Source organism: Flavobacterium sp., assembly GCF_036782315.1.
In the GTDB taxonomy this organism is placed as follows: Bacteria; Bacteroidota; Bacteroidia; order Flavobacteriales; family Flavobacteriaceae; genus Flavobacterium.
In genome coordinates, this window is sequence record NZ_DAIPZK010000010.1 from 57,985 (window position 1) to 84,170 (window position 26,186).

General features: G+C 32.0%; 25 protein-coding genes. 14 read left to right on the forward strand and 11 right to left on the reverse strand.

The genetic code is table 11. The annotated features are described in order from the left end of the window. The first annotated feature begins 310 nt into the window (after nt 1–310). Entirely contained in the window at nt 311–586 is a 276-nt protein-coding gene (locus V7P59_RS09625; RefSeq protein ID WP_333809951.1) for a hypothetical protein, read from the forward strand. Between the two features lie 36 nt (nt 587–622). Here V7P59_RS09625 and V7P59_RS09630 read toward each other — a convergent pair whose 3' ends face one another. After that, a complete protein-coding gene (locus V7P59_RS09630; RefSeq protein ID WP_333809952.1) occupies nt 623–1,798 on the reverse strand; it encodes a GlmU family protein in 1,176 nt (391 codons plus the stop codon). Between the two features lie 143 nt (nt 1,799–1,941). Next, complete coding sequence (locus V7P59_RS09635; protein WP_231843429.1) at nt 1,942–2,193, reverse strand: type B 50S ribosomal protein L31; 252 nt, start codon at nt 2,191–2,193, stop codon at nt 1,942–1,944. Between the two features lie 228 nt (nt 2,194–2,421). Between V7P59_RS09635 and V7P59_RS09640 the strand changes: the two genes are divergently transcribed. The 6 genes from V7P59_RS09640 to V7P59_RS09665 all read left to right on the forward strand — a co-directional run bounded on the left by V7P59_RS09640 (nt 2,422) and on the right by V7P59_RS09665 (nt 8,859). After that, the gene (locus V7P59_RS09640) at nt 2,422–2,949 is read left to right on the forward strand and encodes a DUF4199 domain-containing protein (RefSeq protein WP_333809953.1); all 528 of its coding nucleotides are present in this window, start codon (nt 2,422–2,424) and stop codon (nt 2,947–2,949) included. 4 nt (nt 2,950–2,953) lie between these two features. Next, the gene (locus tag V7P59_RS09645; protein ID WP_333809954.1) at nt 2,954–3,907 is read left to right on the forward strand and encodes a glycosyltransferase family 2 protein; all 954 of its coding nucleotides are present in this window, start codon (nt 2,954–2,956) and stop codon (nt 3,905–3,907) included. A 37-nt stretch (nt 3,908–3,944) separates the two neighbouring features. After that, on the forward strand, nt 3,945–4,445 hold the full coding sequence (locus tag V7P59_RS09650) for an ORF6N domain-containing protein (protein WP_333809955.1): 501 nt from the start codon (nt 3,945–3,947) through the stop codon (nt 4,443–4,445). Between the two features lie 4 nt (nt 4,446–4,449). Further along, nucleotides 4,450–6,177 carry a phospho-sugar mutase gene (locus tag V7P59_RS09655; RefSeq protein WP_333809956.1) on the forward strand — a complete coding sequence of 576 codons (1,728 nt, stop codon included), beginning with the start codon at nt 4,450–4,452 and terminating at the stop codon, nt 6,175–6,177. Beyond that, on the forward strand, nt 6,178–8,010 hold the full coding sequence (locus V7P59_RS09660; protein WP_333809957.1) for an ABC transporter ATP-binding protein: 1,833 nt from the start codon (nt 6,178–6,180) through the stop codon (nt 8,008–8,010). It begins immediately after the preceding gene. Nucleotides 8,011–8,157: 147 nt separating this feature from the next. Continuing rightward, nucleotides 8,158–8,859 (forward strand): hypothetical protein, encoded by a 702-nt coding sequence (locus V7P59_RS09665; RefSeq protein WP_333809958.1) that lies wholly within the window; start codon nt 8,158–8,160, stop codon nt 8,857–8,859. A 187-nt stretch (nt 8,860–9,046) separates the two neighbouring features. Here the strand turns inward: V7P59_RS09665 and V7P59_RS09670 are convergent, their stop codons facing one another. Genes V7P59_RS09670 through V7P59_RS09680 form a run of 3 tightly spaced genes read right to left on the reverse strand, consistent with a single transcriptional unit; the run spans nt 9,047 to nt 13,963 of the window. Next, the gene (locus tag V7P59_RS09670; RefSeq protein ID WP_333809959.1) at nt 9,047–9,760 is read right to left on the reverse strand and encodes a hypothetical protein; all 714 of its coding nucleotides are present in this window, start codon (nt 9,758–9,760) and stop codon (nt 9,047–9,049) included. A gap of 42 nt (nt 9,761–9,802) precedes the next feature. After that, nucleotides 9,803–12,265 (reverse strand): TonB-dependent receptor, encoded by a 2,463-nt coding sequence (locus V7P59_RS09675; RefSeq protein WP_333809960.1) that lies wholly within the window; start codon nt 12,263–12,265, stop codon nt 9,803–9,805. Nucleotides 12,266–12,280: 15 nt separating this feature from the next. Further along, complete coding sequence (locus tag V7P59_RS09680; RefSeq protein ID WP_333809961.1) at nt 12,281–13,963, reverse strand: M23 family metallopeptidase; 1,683 nt, start codon at nt 13,961–13,963, stop codon at nt 12,281–12,283. A 193-nt stretch (nt 13,964–14,156) separates the two neighbouring features. Between V7P59_RS09680 and V7P59_RS09685 the strand changes: the two genes are divergently transcribed. The 4 genes from V7P59_RS09685 (at nt 14,157) to V7P59_RS09700 (ending at nt 17,227) form a co-directional block, all read left to right on the forward strand. Next, nucleotides 14,157–14,447 carry a hypothetical protein gene (locus V7P59_RS09685; protein WP_333809962.1) on the forward strand — a complete coding sequence of 97 codons (291 nt, stop codon included), beginning with the start codon at nt 14,157–14,159 and terminating at the stop codon, nt 14,445–14,447. Nucleotides 14,448–14,454: 7 nt separating this feature from the next. Further along, nucleotides 14,455–14,748: a cell division protein ZapA gene (locus V7P59_RS09690; RefSeq protein ID WP_333809963.1), complete on the forward strand. Its 294-nt coding sequence runs from the start codon at nt 14,455–14,457 to the stop codon at nt 14,746–14,748. A gap of 206 nt (nt 14,749–14,954) precedes the next feature. Beyond that, nucleotides 14,955–16,517: a ribonuclease Y gene (gene rny, locus V7P59_RS09695; protein ID WP_333809998.1), complete on the forward strand. Its 1,563-nt coding sequence runs from the start codon at nt 14,955–14,957 to the stop codon at nt 16,515–16,517. A 122-nt stretch (nt 16,518–16,639) separates the two neighbouring features. Next, the gene (locus tag V7P59_RS09700; protein WP_333809964.1) at nt 16,640–17,227 is read left to right on the forward strand and encodes a porin family protein; all 588 of its coding nucleotides are present in this window, start codon (nt 16,640–16,642) and stop codon (nt 17,225–17,227) included. 241 nt (nt 17,228–17,468) lie between these two features. Here the strand turns inward: V7P59_RS09700 and xerD are convergent, their stop codons facing one another. Then, nucleotides 17,469–18,368: a site-specific tyrosine recombinase XerD gene (gene xerD, locus V7P59_RS09705; protein WP_333809965.1), complete on the reverse strand. Its 900-nt coding sequence runs from the start codon at nt 18,366–18,368 to the stop codon at nt 17,469–17,471. 77 nt (nt 18,369–18,445) lie between these two features. Continuing rightward, on the reverse strand, nt 18,446–19,054 hold the full coding sequence (locus V7P59_RS09710) for an outer membrane beta-barrel protein (protein ID WP_111567779.1): 609 nt from the start codon (nt 19,052–19,054) through the stop codon (nt 18,446–18,448). Between the two features lie 306 nt (nt 19,055–19,360). Between V7P59_RS09710 and V7P59_RS09715 the strand changes: the two genes are divergently transcribed. The 3 genes from V7P59_RS09715 to V7P59_RS09725 all read left to right on the forward strand — a co-directional run bounded on the left by V7P59_RS09715 (nt 19,361) and on the right by V7P59_RS09725 (nt 22,910). Beyond that, entirely contained in the window at nt 19,361–19,915 is a 555-nt protein-coding gene (locus tag V7P59_RS09715; protein ID WP_333809966.1) for a porin family protein, read from the forward strand. Nucleotides 19,916–19,990: 75 nt separating this feature from the next. Then, nucleotides 19,991–20,404, forward strand: coding sequence for a type II 3-dehydroquinate dehydratase (aroQ, locus tag V7P59_RS09720; RefSeq protein ID WP_333809967.1), 414 nt, complete (start codon nt 19,991–19,993; stop codon nt 20,402–20,404). A gap of 43 nt (nt 20,405–20,447) precedes the next feature. Then, the gene (locus V7P59_RS09725) at nt 20,448–22,910 is read left to right on the forward strand and encodes a DUF5686 and carboxypeptidase regulatory-like domain-containing protein (protein ID WP_333809968.1); all 2,463 of its coding nucleotides are present in this window, start codon (nt 20,448–20,450) and stop codon (nt 22,908–22,910) included. 38 nt (nt 22,911–22,948) lie between these two features. On the opposite strand, the gene V7P59_RS09730 is transcribed toward V7P59_RS09725, so the two are convergent. From V7P59_RS09730 to V7P59_RS09745, 4 genes are all read right to left on the reverse strand, one after another. Continuing rightward, nucleotides 22,949–23,716 (reverse strand): sulfite exporter TauE/SafE family protein, encoded by a 768-nt coding sequence (locus tag V7P59_RS09730; RefSeq protein WP_333809969.1) that lies wholly within the window; start codon nt 23,714–23,716, stop codon nt 22,949–22,951. Between the two features lie 69 nt (nt 23,717–23,785). After that, a complete protein-coding gene (murA, locus tag V7P59_RS09735; RefSeq protein WP_333809970.1) occupies nt 23,786–25,096 on the reverse strand; it encodes a UDP-N-acetylglucosamine 1-carboxyvinyltransferase in 1,311 nt (436 codons plus the stop codon). An 8-nt stretch (nt 25,097–25,104) separates the two neighbouring features. Next, on the reverse strand, nt 25,105–25,806 hold the full coding sequence (locus V7P59_RS09740; protein ID WP_333809971.1) for a DUF4290 domain-containing protein: 702 nt from the start codon (nt 25,804–25,806) through the stop codon (nt 25,105–25,107). Nucleotides 25,807–25,813: 7 nt separating this feature from the next. Further along, complete coding sequence (locus V7P59_RS09745) at nt 25,814–26,098, reverse strand: DUF493 domain-containing protein (protein ID WP_333809972.1); 285 nt, start codon at nt 26,096–26,098, stop codon at nt 25,814–25,816. Nucleotides 26,099–26,186: the final 88 nt, after the last annotated feature.

Here is a 26,186-nt window from a genome sequence, read left to right on the forward strand (position 1 = left end):
CTTATTATTACAATAGCGAATTTAAAAGAGATAATTTAGGTTGCCAAATTATAAGCTATTAGTAAAAATATTTTCCTGATAATTAAAAAAACAGGTTGAAATAAAGGTTTTATTAAATTGAAAAGGCCTAACATTGCTGTTAGGCCTTTGTGAAAAAATCTTTATTGTCCCCCTACAGAAATAAAAATTCTTATTATAGCTTGAACGAAATTAGGAAAGGCTTTCCTACTTGCCAAATTAAAAGTGATAAGTAAAAATATTTTACGATATAATTAAAAAAACATACATTTAGTGCACTAATCTAAGTAAAATGGCAGGAGAAGGCTCAATGATGCAAGCAATAAAAAGCTTAGCATACAATAAATCTTTAAGAGATAATCGTAATCGAACTAATTGGAAAAATTATAAAACCAAAGATTTATCTCCTGGTTATGATCCAATAAAATCTACACCAGAACAATTAGAAACTATAAGGCATCGCTTACAAGCTGAAAACAAAAAAAGAAAGAAGCATCAAATTATATTGGCACTTCTTTCTATTATTATAGCAATTCTAGCAATATATTTAGTTACGAAAATAATTTAACTGAAACATTGACTTATTGTCTTATCAACACATTAACTATTCTTTTCTATACTTTTTTGTTTCTTCAAAAACGTGTTCTAAAATTTTAGCATCTTGTTCAGTGAATTCTACATTACGGCGACTCATAACAATTTTAGCTGTTTCAAATGCTTTTTTTGTAACATATGTGGTAAATCCGGAAGCGCCTCCCCATGAAAAACTTGGCACAAAATTTCTTGGAAATCCAGATCCAAAAATATTGGTTGAAACCCCTACAACGGTTCCTGTGTTAAACATGGTATTGATGCCACATTTACTGTGATCGCCCATCATTAATCCGCAAAATTGTAATCCTGTGCGTGCAAAACCTTCCGTTTCATAACTCCATAAACGCACTTCTTCATAGTTATTTTTCAAATTAGAATTATTCGAATCAGCACCAATGTTACACCATTCTCCTAAAACAGAATTTCCTAAAAACCCATCATGGCCTTTGTTAGAATACCCGAATAAAACTGAATTATTCACTTCGCCACCTACTCTACAATGCGGTCCAACAGTAGTAGCACCATAAATTTTAGTCGCCAATTTCACTTGCGCTTCTTCACACAATGCAAATGGTCCACGAATAACCGAACCTTCCATGATTTCAGTATTTTTTCCTATATAAATTGGCCCCGTAGAAGCGTTTAAAGTAACAAATTCTAGCTTTGCGCCTTCTTCTATAAAGATGTTTTCTGGAGCAATTACGTTCACGCTTTTTGGAATTGGTTGCGAAAATCGATCTTCAGTAAGTAATTCAAAATCTTCCCGAATAGCGGCATCATTCTTAGCAAAAATATCCCAAGTGTTTTCGATTCGTAAAACGTCACCTTCGTACTCAATTAATTCATATTCATCAAAATCGATATCTTCTTGTGTATCATGGGTATGAAAAGCGATAATTTCTTCTCCGAAAAGTATAGCTTCCTTTGGATTCAAATTTTGAACCATATCAATTAAAATCGGATTTGGTAAAAAAGAAGCATTAATCATAACGTTCTCCTCCATTTCTACCATTGGATATTTCTCCATCAAATATTCTTCAGTAAGCGTTGTGGTAGTATATCCTAAATATTTTTCCCATTTTTCACGTATGGTTAAAATTCCGACACGAATATCAGCCACAGGACGCGTAAAAGTAAATGGAAGTAAGGCATTGCGAACAGTTCCGTCAAAAAGTATATAGTTCATATTTTAGTATTTTGTTGAGACAAGTCAATGACTTTATCTGTACGATAGACTTTATTAGATTATAAATTCAAAAATACAATTTATTCCACAAAAAAAGCTTCACAAAATGTGAAGCTTTCTTATTATTTTGAAAAAGCGAAAAATTATTTAGCTTTTTTAGCGTATTTACTGTTGAATTTATCGATACGACCTGCAGTATCAATAAGTTTAGATTTACCTGTATAGAACGGGTGAGATGTTCTAGAAATCTCCATTTTATACACAGGATATTCAACTCCTTCGTGAACAATTGTTTCTTTTGTTTCTACTGTAGATTTTGTAATAAATACATCCTCATTTGACATGTCTTTGAAAGCTACTAATCTGTAATTTTCTGGGTGAATACCTTTTTTCATTTTGTAAATCTTTTTATTAAGCGATTATAATTTGTTTCGCGGCTTTAAAACTATAAAGGTGTAAACAACTTATAACCTTTTGGTTTATAAACTTTTTAATTTGAGAGTGCAAAATTACATTTAATTTTTAATTTACCAATGTTTCTGTAACTTTTTTTTATTTATCAACTCTAATTCTACAACGATTAGAATTCTTATATTTGTAAATTAATTAAACCAAAACAAACTATGAACGAAATTATTAAGAAAAACGGAATTAACTTTGGTGTTATCACTGGGGTATTAAGTGTATTGATTACAACTTCAATTTACATTGTAGATTTATCTTTAATGACAAAATGGTGGTTAGGTATACTCATTTTAGTTGTTTACATTATCATTGGTTGTGTTTTACTGGTTAAAACTAAAAAAGATTTAGGAGGCTATATGAGTTTTAAAGAAGGTTTTACAACCTATTTTATCTCAGCTCTAATTGGAATTGCAATTTCTATTGTATATAATATATTACTTTTTAATGTTATTGATCCTGATGCGGCAATTCGTTTAAAAGAACTTACGCTTGAATCAACTGTTCAGATGTTAGAAAAATTTGGAACACCTACTTCTGCTATCAAAGAAACTGTTGATAAAATGAGTGAATACAACCAGTTTTCTCCAGCAGAACAATTAAAAGGAAGTATCTGGAGTATTGTAGGTTCTGCAATTTTCGGTGCTATTTTAGCCGCTATATTTAAAAAAGACAAACCTGTATTCTAAATCAATGAATCTATCCATAGTTATCCCATTATTAAACGAGCAAGAATCGTTACCCGAATTACACAATTGGATTGTGAAAGTAATGCAAGCGCATAACTATTCCTATGAAATCCTTTTTATTGATGATGGTAGTACCGATGCTTCTTGGAATGTTATCGAAAAATTATCTCACGAAAATCCGAATGTAAAAGGAATCCGTTTTCTTAGAAATTACGGAAAATCGCAAGCTTTACATGCCGGTTTTGCCAAAGCAAAAGGTGATGTTGTAATTACCATGGATGCCGATTTACAGGATAGTCCAGATGAAATTCCAGAATTATTCCGTTTAATTACTGAAGATAATTATGATTTGATTTCTGGATGGAAGAAAAAGCGTTATGATTCGGTTGTAGCGAAAAACATTCCATCTAAATTATTTAATTGGGCCGCTCGAAAAACTTCAGGTGTTAAATTGAATGATTTCAACTGCGGATTAAAAGCTTATAAAAATATCGTTATTAAAAACATAGAAGTTTCAGGCGAAATGCACCGTTACATTCCTGTTTTAGCTAAGAATGCTGGATTTGGAAAAATAGGTGAAAAAGTTGTGATTCATCAAGCAAGAAAATACGGAAGTTCTAAATTTGGAATGAGCCGTTTTATCAATGGTTTCTTGGATTTGATTACAATTTGGTTTCTTTCTACATTTGGAAAACGACCGATGCATCTTTTTGGATTATTAGGTTCTATTATGTTTGTGATTGGATTTTTGTTCGCCCTATACTTAGGAATTGATAAATTATTCATCAACACATCTGGAAGATTAATCACAGAAAGACCGCAGTTTTATTTGTCGTTAACCGCAATGTTAATTGGAACCCAATTATTCTTGGCTGGATTTTTAGGTGAAATTATCCTTCGGACAAAAAATAACGAAGAACGCTATAAGATTAGTGAAGAGTTGGGAGCTGAGAGTTGAGAGAAAAAAATTAGTAACCATTTAAATTATATACGCCATGCAAAAATTAGAGATTATTACACAAAAAATTTATGAAATTAGAGGTTATAAAATAATGTTAGATTTTGATCTTGCAGAACTTTATGAAACTGAAACAAGAATTTTAAAACAAGCTGTAAGAAGAAATATTGAAAGATTTCCAAAAGATTTCATGTTTGAATTAACTGAAAGCGAAATTATTTTATTGGTGTCACAATCTGTGATACCATCAAAAAGTAAACTTGGAGGTGCAAAACCTTATGCCTTTACAGAACAAGGTGTTGCAATGCTTTCAAGTGTTTTAAATAATGAAAAAGCTATAGAAATAAATATAGCTATAATGAGAAGTTTTGTTTCATTAAGAAAATTTGCTTTAACCTATGAAGAGCTGACCAAAAGGCTTACAGAAATTGAACAACAGTTTCCTGAAATATACAAAGCTTTAAATTATCTGATGGACACCCATCAGAAAAATGTAGAACAAAAAGAAAGAAGCAAAATTGGCTTCAAAAAGAAATAAGAATATGCATATCGAACAAAGTATTTTAAATAAAGTAAACGAGTGGTTAACCCCAACCTTTGACGAAGCAACTCAAGAAGCTATCAAAGAAATGATGACTTCGGCTCCAAAGGAATTAGAAGAAAGTTTCTATAAAAACCTAGAGTTTGGAACGGGCGGAATGCGTGGTGTTATGGGTATTGGAACCAATCGTATCAACAAATATACTCTTGGAAAAAACACACAAGGTTTATCCGACTATCTAAACAAATCGTTTCCAAACGAACAGCTAAAAGTAGCCATTGCTTACGATTGTCGTCATAATAGTGATACATTAGCTAAAGTTGTGGCTGATGTGTTTTCGGCTAACGGAATTAAAGTGTATTTGTTTTCCGATATGCGTCCAACTCCTGAATTATCATTTGCTGTTCGTTATTTGAATTGTCATGCTGGAATTGTGTTAACAGCTTCTCACAATCCACCAGAATACAACGGATACAAAGTATATTGGCAAGATGGCGGTCAATTAGTTCCACCTCAAGATGCTGAAATTATCAAAGTAATCGAAGATTTAAAATACAGCGACATCAAATTCGAAGCGAACAACGATTTAATTGAATATATCGACAATGAAGTTGACGAAGCTTTTGCAAAATCAACCGTTGAAAATGCAAGTTTCAATACTCCAACTGAAGCTAAAGCGAATTTAAAAATCGTTTATACCTCTTTGCACGGAACTTCTATTAAAGCTATTCCAAATGTGTTAGCAAAAGCAGGTTATACCGATGTTAACATCGTTTCGGAACAAGCGGAACCTAATGGTGATTTCCCAACCGTAGTTTCTCCAAATCCTGAAGAACCAGAAGCGTTGTCTATGGCAATTGCTTTGGCAGAGAAAATTGGGGCAGATATGGTAGTAGGAACCGATCCTGATTCTGACCGTTTAGGCGTTGCCGTTCGTGATTTAGACGGAAACATCAAATTATTGAATGGAAACCAAACGATGGTTATCATGACGGCTTTCTTATTAGAACAATGGAAACGCGCCGATAAATTCCAAGGAAACGAATTCATTGGCTCAACCATAGTTTCTACTCCAATGATGTTAGAATTAGCAGCAGCTTATGACGTAGAATGCAAAGTAGGATTAACCGGATTCAAATGGATTGCGAAATTCATTAAAGATTTCCCAAATCAGAAATTCATCGGTGGTGGTGAAGAAAGTTTTGGTTTTATGGTAGGCGATGCGGTTCGTGATAAAGATGCAGTTGCCGCTATTTTATTGGTAAGTGAAATTGCAGCTCAAGCAAAAGCTTCAGGAAGTTCGTTATATCAAGAATTATTGAATTTATATATCGATTTTGGCTTCTATAAAGAGCATTTGATTTCGATTACCAAAAAAGGAATTGAAGGTGCAAATGAAATAAAGCAAATGATGATTGATTTACGCGAAAATCCTATGAAAGAAATCAACGGACAACGTGTAATTTGTATCGAGGACTACCAAGCTTCAAAAGGAAAAGACTTCATGAACAATGAAGAATTTGAAATTCATATTCCAAAATCAAACGTATTAATTTACTATTTGGAGGATGGAAGTAAAATCTGTGCACGACCAAGTGGAACTGAACCAAAAATCAAATTCTATTTCAGCGTAAATGGAGTTTTGGACTCGATTGAAAACGCAAAATCAGTAGAAAAAGAATTAGACAACAAAATTGCAGGAATTATTTCGGCAATGAAATTAAACTAAATGGACGAAAATTTTAAAAAGCTTATTCCTTTTGCTAAAAAGTACAAGTACAATGTGGCGGGTAACATATCGTTCAACATTTTGTATGCTTTATTTGGAACATTAGGAATGGTCTTTATTATGCCAGTTCTTTCTGTTTTATTTGACGAAAGAAAAACAAGTAAAGTTGAACTCCCAAAATACGATGGAATCATTAATGCTTTAAGTAATTGGCAAGAATATATTGCTTATTATGTAAATCAATATTCCAATGATTATGGTATTCAATATGGACTAATGCTAACTGTGGCTTTAGTTTTAGTTACATTTTTACTTAAAAATCTATCTAATTATCTAGCGTTACAACATTTAACAAAAGTAAAAACAGGAGTGCTACGTGATTTACGTGAAAAGATGTTCAACAAAATTGTTTCGTTACCTGTTTCCTATTATTCTGAAAAAAGAAAAGGTGATGTAATGGCTAGAATGCTTGGTGATGTAAATGAAGTTCAAAATTCGTTTTTTATGGTTTTAGAACTCATTATTAAAGAACCACTAACTATTTTGTTTTCTTTAATTGCAATGATTTCAATTAGTTGGAAATTAACTGTTTTCGTATTTATTTTTATTCCCGTTTCCGGATTTGTTATTTCTAAAATTGGGAAAAGTTTGAAATCAAAATCAAGTAAAGCCCAACAAGAAAATGGTTATTTGATTTCAATTGTTGAAGAAAGTTTAGGTGGTTTGAAAGTGGTAAAAAGTTACAATGCTGAAAAATATTTTGCCAAAACTTTCAACGATTCCATTAATCGTTTGTACCAATTAACAATCTCGATTGGAAAGAAAAATAATTTAGCCTCACCTATGAGTGAATTTATGGGGATTCTAGTTATTGGCGTGTTATTGGTTTACGGTGGTAACCTAGTTTTAGTTGAAGGTTCTTTAAAAGGTTCAAATTTTATTACTTATATTGGATTAGCGTATAACATTCTGACTCCAGCAAAAGCCATTTCAAAAGCTTCTTATGCTGTTAAAAATGGATTAGCAGCTGCAGAACGTGTGTTTGAAGTTTTAGAAGTGGAAAACACCATTACCAATAAAGAAAATGCAATCGTAAAAGAGACTTTCACAGAAAAAATTAGCATTGAAAACATTAACTTCGGATACGCTGAAGAAAATGTATTGAAGAACTTCTCTTTGGAGATTCCAAAAGGAAAAACGGTGGCATTAGTGGGACAATCTGGTTCTGGGAAAAGTACGATTGCGAATTTATTGACTCGTTTTTATGATGTGCAAGAAGGAACCGTAAAAATTGACGGAATCGATATCAAAGATATGACGTTAGAATCGCTTCGTGATCTAATGGGATTGGTTACTCAGGATTCGATTTTATTCAATGACACCATTAAAAATAATATTCGTTTAGGGAAAGAAGATGCAACCGATGAAGAAATTATTGCAGCTTTAAAAGTGGCCAATGCTTACGAATTCGTAAAAGATTTACCTAATGGAATTGAAACCAATATTGGTGATGCAGGAGGGAAACTTTCAGGAGGACAAAAACAACGTTTATCGATTGCAAGAGCCGTTTTGAAAAATCCACCAATCATGATTTTAGATGAAGCAACTTCGGCTTTAGATACCGAAAGTGAAAAATTCGTTCAAGTAGCGTTAGAGAATATGATGCAAAATAGAACATCAATTGTAATTGCGCACCGATTATCTACGATTCAAAAAGCAGATAAGATTGTCGTAATGCAAAAAGGCGAAATCGTAGAACAAGGAACACATGACGAATTATTAGCTTTGAATGGAACATATTCGAAGTTAGTGATGATGCAAAGTTTCGAATAAAAGTGAAGAGTTGGGAGATGGAAGTTAGGAGTTTAGCAAAATAAATTAATCTCATTTTCAAGATTTTTTAGATTATGTAAATTTCTTAAATCTGTGTTCCAAAACTTGAATTTTGAACTTGAATTTGATTTTTGAACTTAAACAATTATGTACGTAAAACATCCAAATATCACTTTACCCGATGACAATGACACCGTTGTTTGGAAGTATTTGGACTTGTCTAAGTTTTTAGACATGCTGTTATCGCAACAGTTGTTTATGTCGCGTTCGGATAAGTTTGAAGATCAATACGAAGGTACATTTTCGGAACCTACTTTTGAGGAAATCAAGAAAATTGCTGCTAACAATCCAAAATTTTTAGATTACTATAAATCACATCGCGAAAAAGTAGTGATTAGCAGTTGGCATATTAACGAATATGAATCGTTTGCCATGTGGCAGATTTTCACTCAAAACACCGAAGGTTTAGCGATTCAAACTACAATTGGCAGACTAAAAGAAGCCTTACAACCTGAAAGACAAACCGAACAATATATTGGTGCGGTTAATTACATTGATTACAAAAAAGAGTTTATTCCGTTTGAAGATACTTTTTTCCCTTTTTTGTTTAAACGTAAAAGTTTTCAGTATGAAAGAGAAATTCGCATTATTTCTGACGTTTCTAATAACGGAATGAAAATAGATAATGGCTTAAAAGTAGATATTAACTTAAATCAGCTGATTGAAAAAATCTATATTCACCCTAAAAGTGAAAACTGGTATAAGAATTTGGTAATTCAGCTGGTTTCTAAACTGGGATTTGATTTTGAAATTGAAAAATCAGATTTAGAGAGCGATATTTTGATTTAGGATTGGAACGCGGATGAAACGGATGCTTAGCAACGCGGGTTAAAACCAATTTTTTTATATCGTCCCAACGGGACTTGTCTGTTCATGCTAGAGTTACTTTTACCCAAATTTCGTTCCTACGGAACTAATAAATTTATGTATAAATATTTCTGAAATTTGAATAATGCCGTTAGGCATGAAATTAAGATTAATTCGGATTATAAACTTCCACTTTCCAATCGTTATCTAGAAGATTTACATAATGGTAATGTACTTTGTCATTTTTATCAAAAGCGCCGTTTTTATTGATATCTTCAATACATCTGAAATACAAACGATTTTGTGCTTCGATGATGTTCCAATCGATTAATTCTTGAAATTCTTCAGAAATCTTAATGAATTTACTTCCACTTATCGTACTTAAGTATAAAGATTTAATATCATTTTGATTTACTTTTCCGTCTTGATTTGTATCGCTGTCCACTAAAGTATACACTATAATTTGCTTTTTAGTTTTAGCAGCAATGGTATTTAAGTAGGTTGCTGTTTGAATTTGGATTTTCTTATCAGTCAATGGTTTTACTGAAGTAGAATCTACATGTTGAAAGTTCAAATTATCAAAGAATCCCGTAATTTCAAATCGGTTGTAATTTGAAATCGCGTAACTTACTTGATTCGTTTTACTACTTCCGTATACTTTACTATCGGTATCATACACTCGAACATCGCCCACAGGATGAATCAGATATTGTGTTCCTTCCATTAAAATCGGTAAATCGGCTACTTTTATTGAACCACTATCTCTTACCACAACTTCAGCTTTAGCTTTACCTTCTTCGTAAATTACTTTTGGAGTTGGTTCTTCTTTTTTACAACTTAACAAAGTCGTAAATGCAACTAATGAAAAAAGGATACGTTTCATTCTGAAAATTTTATAGTCAAATATACTAAAATAATTCTTGGCTTACAATCGGGCAACCAATTTGATATTGAAAACACGTGTTGTCATGTAATTAGGAATACCATATTGTGATTTTGTGTACACATCGCGAACCCAAGTATTCGTAATCGAATTTTGATTGTTAAACAAATTGAAAATCTCTAAACCTAATGAAAACTCATTAAAAGGTTTTAACCATATTTTACTCGATTTAATACCTTCGTCTTTAAACACATAAGAAAACCCAACATCAGCTCTACGATAATCATTTAAACGCAATTGATACGCATACGGATCAGCGTATGAAGGTGAACCTCCTGGCAATCCCGTATTGTAAACCAAATTCAGATATAATTTTAAGTTGGGTATATTAGGCATATAATCTTGAAATAGCATTCCAAATTTCAGTCTTTGGTCGGTTGGACGAGCAATATAGCCTTTACCATCTTGATTTTCTTCAGTTTTTAAATAACCAAAACTAAACCATGATTCGGTTCCAGGAACAAATTCACCGTTTAAACGAGCGTCAAATCCGTATGCGTAAGCTTCTGCATCGTTATTAGCTCTGTATCGAATTCTAACATTATCAATAGTATAGGTATTAACATCTGTAATATTTTTATAATAGGCTTCCGAAACCAACTTGAAGGGTCGGGACCACATTTTAAAACTATAATCATTACTTAAAACCACATGAATCGATTGTTGCGCTTTTACATTGGTTTGTACGACCCCATTTTTATCCCGAAGTTCTCTATAAAATGGTGGCTGATGATACAAACCTCCAGACAATCGGAACATCATATCTTTATTCCAATCGGGCTTAAAGGCAAATTGAGCTCTAGGTGAAAAAGTTATTTGACTCTCACCATCAGGTCTTCTCTCAGCCGTAACTTGCCATTGGTGTGCTCTTACCCCTGCATTTAACCAATACTCATGTGTTCCGATTTTCCCTCTGTAATTCCATTGTGCATATCCTGAAAGACGATTAATTTTCGTGTAATTTGTTGCTCTAATATTTTGATAAGGGGCTAATGGTCCAACATATGGATTATAAGGTTGATCATTAACATACTCTAAAATAGGATTTGGTAAAGAAAAACCAGCAGAATCAACCACCTCCCACTCTACTAAACGATCTCTAATATCTTCTAGAGTATACTTTGCACCCCATTCAATTTGTGATTTCTCATTTAATTCATGAAAACCTTTTACTTCAGTATTGACAATCAAAGCATCTAAATCGTTACGGGCATGATTTAATTGCGAACCTATGCCGCGAGAAAAAACAACGTCTCCAAACGTTTCTGAACCAATATTGGAATCGACTTCACCCAAACGATATTCGGCTAAAATATCATAATATTCTTGTTCTTGAGTATGGTAAGCAGAAGCAATAAACTTCAACTTATTTTTATCATTATATTGATATACCGCTTTTCCTGCTCCAAAAAAAGTAAGATATTTATCTTTTTCTTGACCTTGATAATACACTAAAAGTGCAATTGGTTCATCTATTGTTCCAAAGTTGGTTTGACGCGTTAAAGGCTGATAATTGTATTTATTTTGAGAAATGTTACCCAAAAAACTATATTGCCATTTAGCAGATGCATTAAAATTTAATAAACTTTGTACATCAAAAAATGTTGGTCTAAAATTAGTTTGTGTTTCCTGACTATTGACTAAAAGGCTGTTATCACGATAACGAATTCCTGTTATATTACTCCACTTTTGATTTTTAGAAACACCTTCAACTGTTAAACTTCCTCCTAAGAAACTGGCTTCTAAACTTGCTCCAAAACGTTTTGGATTTCGATAGGTAATATCTAAAACGGATGATAATTTATCACCATATTTTGATTGAAATCCACCAGCAGAAAAATCTACGTTTTGAACCATATCGGTATTGGTAAAACTTAATCCTTCTTGTTGCCCTGAGCGGATTAAAAATGGACGATAGACTTCAATTTCGTTTACATAAACCAAGTTTTCATCATAATTCCCACCTCTTACAGCATAAGATGTACTTAATTCATTATTAGAATAAACTCCTGGTAATGTTTTGATTATATTCTCAATTCCAGGGTTAGCGCCAGGAATTTTACGAATTACTACAGGATCAATGGTGGTTACACCTTCAATGCGTTTTTTACTATTTCCTGTAATAAAAACTTCTCCAAATTCTTCTACTTTAGAATTCATAACAGGATTTAATTCGAAATCTTCATTAGCTTTCAAATTAACTTCGATAGTTATTTTCTTTAGGGAAACGTGAGAAAAAACAATAGTTACTTTTTTGTTTGCTTCAATTTCTAAAATATAAAAACCGTTTTCATTGGTTACCGTTCCTTTGTCACCCGCTTTTACGGTTACATTTTCAACTGGATTATTAAATTCATCTAAAATAATACCTTTAACTCTAGCCTTTTGTGCTGAAACCGTTAAAGAAAATATGCCTATAAAGAATACAAAAATTATATTTTTCAAGAGAAATTGTTTTAATTATCTAAAAAAGTAAGATTCAAAGGTACTAGAATTTTGCAAATTATCCGTCACAACAATCTTTAAATCGTTTCTACCTTGAACGCAAATATTATCATCTAAATTGTGTACCAGCTTTTTTGTCTTATAATCGTATTCCATTAAAATCCATTTTCCATTCAAATAACCGTTGTATGTGTTAATATCCGATTGTAAATCACTAATAGAAACACTAATTATTTTTTGCTCTTTTAGCGTGCTTCCTTCTACAAAATTTACGTTATAAATTCTAGGAGGCGTTACATCTTGTGCCAATTTATACTTCCCTAACGTTTTAGTTTTAATGGAGAATGTATTTCCTTTTCGATACGTTTTATTGTATTCTAATTTATAACCATCTAAAGTAGCAATATAGGTTTTGGCTAATTGTTCTTCTGTTAATCCTTGTACGTTACTAAATGTAATTGTTATGTTTTTATGTACTGGAACACTATCATCATGTAAAGTTAATATATCTTTATTTACATCAAAATTCAAATAGAAATTCGAATAAAAAGCATTTTCTGGGATTTGAACCGATACATTTTCTTTCTCAAAAATCGACTCATTTTTAGCTTTTACGAAGTAAGGTGTTTTTTGAATTACCTTTTTAATCGTAGGTTCTGTAGTCGAAAATTCTATTGGAATAACTAATTCTACTTTATTGCCATGGAAATCATACAATTCTACTCGATAAGTATAATTAGCACCCGGCTGCACTTTTATTGTGCCATCTTTTTTATTTCCTGCTACAACAGACAAAGGATAATCGGACAATTGAAATAATTTTTGCACACGTTGTCCCATCAAATGAAAACGTTCATAATCGATAAAATTATTAATGTAACGCGTTTCATCAAAAGCAAAGCCATCAAAACCATATTGGTAATACAAAACGCCATTTAAATAGGCCTTTACTTTATATAAACCATTTTTATTGTAGGCATTTGTACAATAATCAAAAGCATTAATACCTATTCCTATTTTACCATTGGCTTGAATTTTAGTACCTAAATAATTCCCATCAGCTTGTTTAGAAAAGTTAATAGCAATTGGCTTTTGCGATTTATTAACCACGGTAGAATCTAACGGATAAGCAACAACGCCTTGAATTACGGGTTTTCTATCATCGTTAATAATTTTTTTGAAACCAAAATGCATTGGGTTTAAAATTTCTTCTGATTTAGTGTTTCGAAATTCAAAATGCAAGTGAGGTGCCCCACTTCCTCCCGTATTACCAGTAAAAGCAATAATATCACCTTTTTTTACAGGTAATTCTGTTGGATACAAATACATTTCTACTTCGTATGATTGCTCTTTATATTGCTTTGATTTGATGTAAGTCTCAATGGCTCCATTAGCTTTTTGTAAATGACCATAAACCGAAGTATAGCCGTTTGGATGTGTAATGTAAATTGCTTTTCCGTATCCAAAAGTTGAAATTTTGATACGCGAAACATAACCATCACCAGCAGCATAAACTGGTAAACCTTCTACTCCTTTTGTTTTAAAATCTAATCCCGAATGAAAATGATTACTTCTTAGTTCTCCAAATGAACCAGAAACATCAAGAGGAATATCTAACGGCGATTGAAAATAATCTTGAGGAAAATCCTGACTAAAAACAAAAAGTGGGGCAATTAAAATGGCTAATACAAATTTCATGAAGCTTGTGTTTGTTGCTAAAATAGTAAAAATAATTTTATATAAAGTAATCAAAAACCATACCCTGAATAATTATTTAATTATCAAACAGTTAGATGTAATAAAAATTAATTCAGAAAATTTAATAAAAAGTATTGCTATTTTTGAATACTAATGTTAACTTTGTGAAATATTGAAATGAATTCTATCATTAATGAATGGATTATCTGAATTAATTGATTCTCTCGAAGTTAAATTTTTTAAGCTCAATCAAAAAGTGGTTATGCTTGAAAAGAAAAACCAAGAGTTGCAAGACGAATTGTTGCTTTCTAAAAAAAATCAACAACAGCAATCAAGCGAAATTGAAGCTTTGAAGAGTCAATTGGATACTCTAAAAATGGTAAATTCATTACTAGGCAGTGAAGAAAACAAACGAGAAACAAAACTCAAAATAAATTCATTAATCAGAGAAATCGATTATTGTATAGCCCAACTTTCGGATTAGAAAGCTCATGAGTGAAAAGCTGAAAATTAAAATATCTATAGCAGATCGCGTTTATCCATTAACCGTGGATCCATCGCAGGAAGAGGGACTAAGAAGTGCTTCAAAAAAAATTGATGCTATGATTAAACAGTTTGAACAAAGCTATGCAGTAAGAGACAAACAAGATGTTTTAGCTATGTGTGCTTTACAATTTGCTGCACAGGTTGAGCAAAAACAAATTAATAAATCTCAAGATAATGAAACCAATATTACCAGATTACAGAATTTGGATAAAAAATTGAGTGAGTTACTCTCAAAATAATACGTTCTTACAAAAATAAATACGATACTGCCTACATTAGTATATATTTGATAAACTCAACACTAACAAATTAAACGAGTGAATCTTTGCAACTATAACAGGCCCTTAAGTGGGAAGTTTGAACTGCATGTTAGCTCAAATCTTGTATAACAGAGTTTATACAAACCCCTAATGTAGGCTTTTTTTATATAATTTTTTTTACACATATCATGATACTAAACATAATAATAGGTATTTTAATTGGTCTTGCTGGAGGTTTTGGAGTTGCTAAATTTTTAGAAAAAAGCAACGTTTCTAATTTAATTAAAAATGCAAAAAAAGAAGCAGCTTCAATTTTAAAAGATGCAAAAACAGAAGCTGAAGCAGCAAAAAAAGATAAAATTCTTCAAGCTAAAGAGAAGTTTTTAGAATTAAAAGCCGAACATGAACAAGTAATTTTAGCTCGTGACAAGAAAATTGCTGAAGCCGAAAAAAGAACACGAGACAAAGAATCTCAAGTTTCTAATGAATTAGCTAGAGCAAAAAAAGCGGCTGATGAAGCTGAAGCTAAAATTGCAGATTACAACAACAAAATAGAGTATTTAGACAAGAAACAACAAGAGATTGACAAGCTTCACAGAAGTCAAGTGGAACAACTAGAAGCTATTTCTGGATTATCTGCCGAAGATGCCAAAAATCAATTAGTAGAAAGCTTAAAGGCGGAAGCTAAAACAAATGCTATGTCATTTATCCAAGATACTGTGGAAGAAGCTAAAATGACAGCACAACAAGAAGCTAAGAAAATCATCATCAACACTATTCAACGTGTAGGTACAGAAGAAGCAGTTGAAAACTGCGTATCGGTATTCAACATTGAATCAGATGATGTAAAAGGTAGAATCATTGGTCGTGAAGGACGTAACATTAGAGCTCTAGAAGCAGCAACGGGAGTTGAAATCATTGTGGACGATACTCCAGAAGCTATCATTCTTTCTTGTTTTGATCCTGTGAGAAGAGAAATCGCACGTTTAGCATTACATAAATTAGTAACTGATGGGCGTATCCACCCTGCTCGTATCGAAGAAGTTGTGGCAAAAACTGCAAAACAAATTGACGAAGAAATTATCGAAACTGGAAAACGTACGGTTATCGATTTAGGAATCCACGGATTACACCCTGAATTAATTAAAGTGGTAGGTAGAATGAAATACCGTTCATCTTACGGACAAAACTTACTACAACACTCAAGAGAAGTAGCTAAGTTATGTGGTATCATGGCGGCTGAATTAGGCTTAAACGTTAAACTAGCCAAAAGAGCTGGTTTATTACACGATATTGGAAAAGTACCAGATACCGAGAGTGAATTACCTCACGCAATCTTAGGTATGCAATGGGCTGAGAAATATGGTGAAAAAGAAGAAGTTTGTAACGCTATTGGAGCGCACCACGATGAAATTGAAATGAAATCATTAATTTCTCCTATTATTCAAGTTTGTGATGCTATTTCTGGAGCACGCCCTGGAGCAAGAAGACAAGTTTTAGATTCTTACATCCAACGTTTGAAAGACTTAGAAGATATTGCTTTTGGATTCAACGGAGTGAAAAACGCTTATGCAATTCAGGCTGGTAGAGAATTACGTGTAATTGTTGAAAGCGAAAAAGTATCTGATGATGCAGCAGTGAATTTATCATTTGATATTTCTCAAAAAATTCAAACTGAAATGACATATCCAGGTCAGGTGAAAATTACGGTTATCCGTGAAACTAGAGCTGTGAATATCGCTAAGTAATATTAATAAAATAAACATTAAAAGACCTGTTAAGTAATTTAATAGGTCTTTTTTTTTTAATCAATTTATACTTTTTGGCATCATTTTTTCGTTTTAAATGTGTAATCATAAAACTAAAAGATATGAAAAAAGTAATTTTATCAGTACTAGTTTTTATCGGTACACAAACTTTATTGGGACAAGAAACATCAAAAAATGATAGTAATTTTGGAATCAAAGGTGGGTTAAATTATTCTACTGTAACCAAAGGTGATTTCGACGAAGGCCCAGATCCAAGAACAAGTTTTTACATTGGTTTCTATGGTGAAATTCCGCTTGTAGAAAAAGTATTTTCCATTCAGCCTGAATTTATTTATTCTCGACAAGGTTTTGAAAATAACTTTACGATTTTAGGAAATAATTACAAATCCACTTACAAAATTGACTACATTAACGTGCCCATTTTAGCCAAAATCTATCTGGGAAAAACATTTGCTATTGAAGCAGGACCTCAATTTGGTGTAAAAATTAATGAAAATATAGAAACCAATAATTCATCGAGTGACAGGAATGAAGTAAATTCTTTTGATACAGCCTTAGCTGCGGGTGTATCTTTAAATTTTGATTCGATGTTTATTTCTGGAAGATATACATACAGTTTGAATGAAGTTGTTAAAGATTCTGATGCTAAAAATTCTGTTTTTCAAGTTGGAATAGGCTTTAAATTTTAAATCTATTATTTTAGAATATCCATTTTTTTGTCCCTTCGAGCGAAGTAGGATACTTATTATAATTAATAAAATCTCGACTTCGCTCGATTTGACAACAAATACAAGTACAATTACAATTTCAAAAATTAACTTAGACCTTAAAACCTGTACAACTACAACATCCGAAACTTTGAACTCGGTTTAACTCTCTCAACACAGTACGTTTAAAAAAACTCAATTTAATTCTGTGAAAAAACAAACACTACTTCCTCGGATGATAATTATTCAAAACTTCTGACAAGAATTTTCTATCCAAATGCATATATACTTCTGTAGTTGTAATCGATTCGTGGCCAAGCATTAATTGAATAGAACGTAAATCGGCACCATTTTCAAGTAAATGTGTAGCAAATGAATGACGAAATGTGTGTGGGCTGATGGTTTTATTCAAACCAATTTTTACGGCTAAATCTTTTATAATAGTAAAAATCATTGCTCGAGTCAATTGTTTGCCTCTTCTGTTTAGAAAAAGTGTATCCTCGTGCCCTTTTTGCACCGGATAATGAACTCGAATTAAATTTACATAAGTAGTAATATATTTGATTGTAGATGTTCCTATGGGTACAAATCGTTGCTTATTACCCTTTCCGGTAATTTTAATAAAACCTTCTTCAAAATATAAATCGGAAAGTTTTAAACCGACTAATTCAGAAACACGCAAACCACAACTATATAAAGTTTCTAAAATAGCTCTATTGCGCTCTCCTTCAGGAGAAGATAAATCGATAGCAGCAATAAGTGCATCTATTTCAGAAGTTGCCAAAGTATCAGGCAACTTCCTTCCTGTCTTGGGAACTTCTATTAATTCTAGCGGAGTATCTTTCCGATAATCTTCAAAAACTAAATAATTAAAAAAGCTTTTAAGTCCAGAGATTATTCGTGATTGACTTCTAGCATTTACTTTTGAAGCAACTTCGTAAATAAATTGTTGAATGGTTTCCTCTGTAATTGTAATTGGAGAAACTTGAATATTATATTGATTTAAAAACAACACTAACTTTTCAATATCAAACGTATAATTTTCAATGGTGTTTTTAGAAAGCCCACGTTCTAAACGCAGATAATTTTGATATTCTTTAATATAGGATTGCCAAGTACTCATATTTCAAATGTAGGCAAATTACAGCAATAAAAAAATCCCGCAGAAGCGGGATTTTTGACTTATTTGTTTTTTACAAATTAGAATTTGTAAGTTAAACCAAATTGAGCAGTTGTAAAGAAGTTATTGAAAACATTTACGTTTGCATTGAATTCAGATACATTCTCAGCACCATCCCATTTTTGAGAAGAGTAAGATAAAACATCTGTTAAAGCGAAGTTGATAGCAAAACTATCAGAAACGAAATAGTTCATTCCTAATCCTGCACCAAATCCAAATCCAGAATACTTAGCATCTCCTAAACCAGCTTTTCCTGATTCCATACCTAAACCAGCTTCAGCATAAGTTTTGAATCTTTTTCCTAAATCTAAGAAATAATAACGACCAAAAACACCTGCATCAAAATTTGAATTTTTGTCAGTTTCTGTTCCTGCTACTTCTTCTTTGTCTGAACCAACACCTAATTCAACTCCAACAACAAATTTGTCAGTTAAAAAGTAACCAACTTTTGGATTGAATTGAAAACTGTTAGTTTTTTCTTCAGTGTTTTTGTCATTAGTAGATGAAAAACCTAAGTTACCTTCTACAATAACATCACCTTTAGCGAAACCAAATGCTTTTTCTTCTTCTTGTGCGTTAGCAAAACCGAAAGCCAATAATGCTACAGCAGATAATAAAACTTTTTTCATGTTTAGTTTAAATTTAAAGTTAATAGAGCAAATTTATAGTATTTTTATTTACGAAATAACAAATTTTGTTATGTTATTAACAATTTTATTAACAAGAAAATTCAAAACCACTCAATATCAAATAGTTAAAAATACCAAAATTGAAAAAATTAAAGTTTTTTTAATAAAATTAAACAAACCCTAATAGATTAAAAAAATCACAAATAACTGAAAACCAACAAGTTCCTAAAAACGTTAAAACGTGCATTTCGTCGATGATTATACTAAAAAGCGCTAACAAGCGTTACAACAATAAAACATTTTAATATGAATAGAATAATTGCAACGATGATTTTACTAGTTCTAGGAACTGGTTTTTCACAGGCTCAAATGCTAAAATTTGGCGTAAAAGGTGGTGTTAACTTTGCTAATTATACTGGCGGCGACATTTCGGGAGTTGATTTTAAAACCATAACAAGTTACCATATGGGTGCGGTTATGGAGCTAAAAGTATTTGAAAACTTTGCTATTCAACCTGAACTTTTGTATTCTACTCAAGGCTCCGAATTGGAAGGCTTTGGTGAACAAGTTAAAAATGAATTGGGTTATCTTTCTTTACCTGTTTTGGCTAAGTTTTATTTAACAACTAATAAACTAAGTTTAGAGTTAGGTCCACAAGCTTCGGTATTAGTAAGTGAACGAAATGAAGTAGATGCCAACGACAGCAATTCGTTCGATTTTGGTTTAGCGGGTGGATTAAGTTACAAGATAACCGATGGTTTATTTATTTCAGGCCGTTACGTAGCTGGATTAACCGAAGCTAAAAAAGATGCTGATGTGAAAAATTCGGTAATCCAATTTTCTATAGGTTATATGTTTTAACACTAAAAGTTATAATATTTTGCTAAAACCATTCTCAAAAAGAATGGTTTTTTTACTTTTACAAAAACAATTCTCATGAAGATTATCATTATAAATGGTCCAAACCTTAACCTATTAGGCAAAAGAGAACCCGAAGTTTATGGCAATGAAACTTTTGAATCGTACTTTGAAAAACTTCAACTTCAATTTCCAACTATCACATTAGAATACTTTCAAAGTAATATTGAAGGCGAAATTATTACGAAAATTCAAGAAGTGGGTTTTACTTATGATGGTATTGTTTTAAATGCTGGAGCTTATACGCATACTTCTATAGGAATTGGCGATGCGGTTAAAGCGATTACAACTCCTGTTGTTGAAGTTCATATTTCAAATACATTTTCTAGAGAGTCTTTCCGCCATCAATCTTATATTTCCCCTAATGCAAAAGGAATTATTATTGGTTTTGGTTTGCAGAGTTATGAATTAGCGTTAAAATCATTTACATAATGCAACCTTTTGAAAATAATATCCGTCTATAAAATAAACTCTTATGAATAAAATTTTATTTGCCTTTTTGTTTTTAACTTCTTTCTCTTTTTCACAAATAAAAGGAACTATAAAAGATAAAGAAGGTAATCCATTGCCTTTTGTAAATATTTATATTGAGAACACTTACATAGGTACAACTTCAAATGAACTTGGAAAATATGAATTAAATACTACTGAAAAAGTGAATGTTCATTTGATTTTTCAATACTTAGGATTTAAAACGCAAAAACATATTTTAAACATCACGAGTTTCCCTTACGAGTTTGATGTTACTTTATATGAAGAAGATTTTCAATTAAGAGAAGTTGTAGTTGTAAATGGCGAAAATCCTGCAAACGAAATTATTAGAAATGCTATCAAATCTAAAAAGAAGAACGCTGCGAAAACCGATAAATTTGAAGCCGATTTTTACTCAAGAGGAATTTTTAAAGCTAAAGACATTCCTAAAAAATTCATGGGCGTAGAAATTGGTGATTTAGAAGGTAATTTAGATTCTACGAGAAGTGGTATTATTTACCAATCGGAAACGGTTTCTAAAATTAAATTTCAAAAACCTGATAATTTAAAAGAAGAAATTATTGCCTCTAAAATTGCGGGTGATGATAACGGATTTAGTTACAACACAGCATTAAATACCAATTATGATTTTTATGATAATTATGTTGATTTTGGAATCAATTTAGTCTCTCCTATTGCTGATAATGGTTTCAATTACTATAAATATAAACTAGAAAGCACATTTTACGATGACAAAAATCAGTTAATCAATAAAATATTGGTTACTCCTAAACGCGATAAAGAACCTGTTTTTGAAGGTTATATTTATATTGTAGAAGATTCGTGGGCTATTTATGGGATAAATTTAGATATCAAAGGGTATCGTATGCAACAACCTATTTTAGAAACTATGAAATTGACACAAAATTTCAGCTACAATAGTGAAAATAAAATTTGGGCTAAAAACATACAAACACTTGATTTTAATGCGGGAATTTTCGGAATGAAATTTACCGGGAAATTCACCCATGTTTTTACCAACTATAACTTCAAAGATATATTTGATAAGAAAACTTTTGGTAAAGAAATAGTTACGTTTGCAGAAAATGCTAATAAAAAAGAAGCAAGTTATTGGGAAACTTACCGTCCTGTACCTCTTACAGAGGAAGAAATTACTAATTATAGTAAGAAAGATAGTATTCAAACCATCAGGAAATCACAAGTATATTTAGATTCTATTGATGCAAAAGGAAATAAATTTAAATTACTGAAAATTATTACAGGTTACAGCTACAAAAACACCTTTGAAAAATGGAATTTTAACTATCAAGGAATTACCAATATCGGTTCGTTGAGTTTTAATACCGTACAAGGGTATAATTTGAATAGTGGCTTTTCTTTTAGAAAATGGAATGATGAAACGGGAAAAGTAACTTCAATTTCATCGACCTTTAACTATGGTTTTGCTGAAGATCGACTTAGAGTAAACGGTCGTTATTATCACCGATTTAATAACCGAAATAACGCTTACATTAGTTTAAGTGGCGGAAGTACTATTAGTCAGTTTAATCCAAATGAACCTATTAGCAATATGGTTAATACAATAGCAACCTTATTTTTTAAGAACAATTACATGAAATTGTACAATAAAGAATTTGCTGAAATTAACTATGGAAAAGAAGTTACTAATGGTATTTTTGCTAATGGAAAATTATTGTATGAAAACCGCCGTGCTTTATTCAACAATACTGATTATAGCACCATTAAGAGTGATGATTTGTATTTTTCAAATAATCCATTACAGCCATTTAATTATACTTCGGTACCGTTTGAACAGCATCATATTATGAAAGCGAGTTTAGGAACGCGCATTCGTTTTGGTCAAAAATACATTTCGCGACCAGATGGAAAAATCAATATTCAAAATGATGATTATCCAATATTGAGTTTGTATTACGAAAAAGCATTTGGTGCTTCAAATAGTAATTATCATTATGATTTTGTTACTGCAACTGTAGATTATAATAAAACGATAGGAAACAAAGGTGATTTTGGCTTACGTTTTAAAGCTGGAAAATTCTTTAATGCCGACAATATTTCATTTGTAGATTATAAACACTTCAACGGAAATCAAACACATGTAAATTTGTTGAACAATTCGTTAAATGCTTTTAATTTACTTCCCTACTATACCCATTCTACGAATGATGCGTATTTGGAAACCCATATTGAGCATAATTTCAAAGGTTACATTATGAATAAGATTCCATTGTTAAATAAACTTCAATGGAATTTAATTGGTGGATTTCATCAATTGAACATTCCAAATATGAAACCGTATCAAGAATTTACTGTGGGATTTGATAATATTGGTTGGGGTAAATTTAGATTTTTACGAGTAGATTATGTTAGAAGTTACCAAAATGGTTATCAAGGCGATGGCGTGATGTTTGGTTTGAAATTCTAAATAATAATAAGAAAGCACTTCAATAAAAGAAGTGCTTTTTACTTCAAAAACACATCATAACCAAAGCGAAGCAACGCTAATCCTACCACAATTAAAAAAAAGATTCGAATAAATCCGTTGCCTTTTGATATAGCTAACCTTGCCCCTAACCATGAACCGGTAATGTTACAAATTGCCATAGGAATAGCTAAGGTCCAAATGATTTTGCCTTTTAAAACAAACAGCGTAATGGAACCAATATTGGTAGCTAGGTTGACTAATTTTGCATAAATATTTGCTTTTAAAAAATCAAAACCTAGAATCGCAATAAAAGCCATGATTAACAAACTTCCAGTTCCCGGACCGATAAACCCATCATAAAAACCTAAGAAAATACAAATAACACTTCCGTAAATGTAGGTTTGCTTTTTTGTTAATTTATCAATTTGAAATTGACCAAAATCTTTTTTGAAATAGGTGTACAGTAACAATAAAATTAAAACCACAAAAAGTAAAGGTTTCATAAAATCGTTTTGCATTACATTAAGCAAACTCGAACCCAAATAAGCAAATGTAAAAGAAACTATTGCCATAACAACAAATAATTTCCAATTCACCTTAGCCGATTTCAAATAATGATACGTTGCCATACTGGTGCCGCTAAAACCGGGAATTTTTAATGTACCAATGATAGAAGAAACAGGTACATTTGGTAATAAAATTAAAGCTACTGGAGTTTGAATTAAGCCACCGCCACCCACAATAGCATCGATGAAACCCGCTAAGAAGGATGCAATACAAAGAAAAAGAATGATGTAGGTTTCCATTTTTAGTAATCAGTCTCAGTGTTCAGTCTTAGTAATACTGCTTACTGCGACTGAATACTGAATACTAAATTATACTCTTACGATATTAGCTCCGATAGCGCGTAGCCTTTCATCTATACGCTCGTAACCTCTGTCGATTTGTTCGATATTTTGGATGGTAGACGTTCCTTTTGCTGTTAGAGCGGCAATTAACAAGGAGATTCCGGCTCTAATGTCGGGAGAACTCATCGTAGTAGCTTTTAATTGCGATTGGAAATTATGTCCCATAACTACGGCTCTGTGCGGATCACATAACATAATTTTGGCTCCCATATCAATTAATTTATCTACGAAGAACAAACGGCTTTCAAACATTTTTTGGTGGATTAATACATCGCCTTTTGCTTGTGTACAAACTACTAAAACGATACTCAATAAATCTGGTGTAAATCCAGGCCATGGTGCATCAGAAACCGTTAAGATAGAACCGTCAATATCCGTTTTGATTTCGTATCCATCTTTGTGGGCTGGAATGTAGATATCGTCACCTCTTCTTTCTAAAGTAATTCCTAATTTTCTAAACACGTTGGGAATTTGTCCTAAATTATCCCAACTCACATTTTTAATCGTAATTTCACTTCTTGTCATGGCTGCAAGTCCAATCCAAGAACCAATTTCAATCATGTCTGGTAAGATTCTGTGTTCGCAACCGCCTAAACTTTCTACTCCTTCAATGGTTAATAAGTTTGACCCTACACCTGTGATTTTCGCACCCATAGAGTTTAACATTTTACACAATTGTTGCAAATAAGGTTCGCAGGCTGCGTTATAAATTGTTGTTGTTCCCTCAGCCAAAACCGCTGCCATAACAATATTAGCAGTTCCGGTTACTGAAGCTTCGTCTAACAACATGTAGTTTCCTTGCAATCTTCCGTCGATTTCCACACCGTAGAAATGGTCTTCTCTTTCGTATCTGAATTTTGCTCCAAGATTAATAAAACCTTCAAAGTGTGTATCTAAACGACGACGCCCAATTTTATCACCTCCCGGTTTTGGAATGTACCCACAACCAAAACGCGCTAATAAAGGTCCCACAATCATAATAGAACCTCTTAAACTTCCTCCTTCTTTCTTGAAAGCTTCTGTTTTTAAGTAATTTACATTTACCTCATCGGCTTGAAACGTGTAATCGCCAGGTCCATTTTTTTGGATTTTAACGCCTAAATTTCCTAAAAGCGTAATCAATTTGTTAACGTCGATGATATCTGGAATATTTGTTACTCTAACTTTTTCAGAAGTCAACAAAACTGGACATAACACTTGTAACGCTTCGTTTTTAGCGCCTTGAGGTGTAATTTCTCCTTTTAATGCTTTTCCTCCTTCAATTTTAAATGTTCCCATGCAACTACCTATTTTTTAAATGTATTTTTATTTTGATTGTTTTTATTCATATGCCCTTTGTTGTTATTATTTTTCTTAACAATTCCAGGTTTTCCAGAGCTAAATTGAGTTTTATTTGAAACTTTCTTATTCACCTTCATCAAATCATGTGTATTAGAAAGTTCTTCATTAGACTTGGAAAGATTTAATTTTCCTCCCGAAAGTTCTAATAAATGTTCGAAAATTACTTCATCGGTTACTGTGTCTTTGTTCCAACTCAAGTAACATTTTTTCATGTGATTTGCGATTACTAGAACTAAAGCGTTTTTTAATTCACTTTCTTCCCAACTGTTTGCTACATCAATCATGTATTTGATGTTGTTTCCGTAAAAACGATATTTCGGGAAATTTTGTGGATATTTTAATCGTTCTGGCTTTTGCGTCAAAATATCTTTTGATGGAATCGGATAAGGCGAATCTACATCCAATTTAAAATCAGACATGATAAACAATTGATCCCACAATTTATGTTGAAAATCTAACACATCTCGTAAGTGAGGATTCAAAGATCCCATAACTGAAATGATGTATTTTGCCGCTTTGTTTCGCTCTTCACGATCTTCAATAGCAGTAGCTTGATCGATTAATTTTTGCAAATGTCTTCCGTATTCAGGAATGATTAAATGTGGACGTTGCGAATTATATTCTAAATAACTTACTTCTTCTTGCATGTTTATTTTATAATGAAATGATGCCTTCTATATCAGATACTTCTATATATTTATCAATCACACTCTGCGGATTTGGCATGTTAACACTCACAGAAACACTTGTAAATTTACCCGTTTTCGATTGTTGGGTAGAAATAACCGCTCCCATATTGTTAAAAGCCGCTTCTACTTTTGCAATACTGTGAATATCCGAAGGCATAATAAATTTATATAAATACTCTGAAGGCCAAAGTGTTGAATTGGTTAATTCTTCTTTTAATCGAATGTAAAATTCTTCTGTTTTCTTATCCATCATCATTTCGTATTAGGAAAAGCAAATATACTTTATTCTCTTTAGAATTGTATTGTAGTAACTTATAATTTTTAATATTGATTAGATT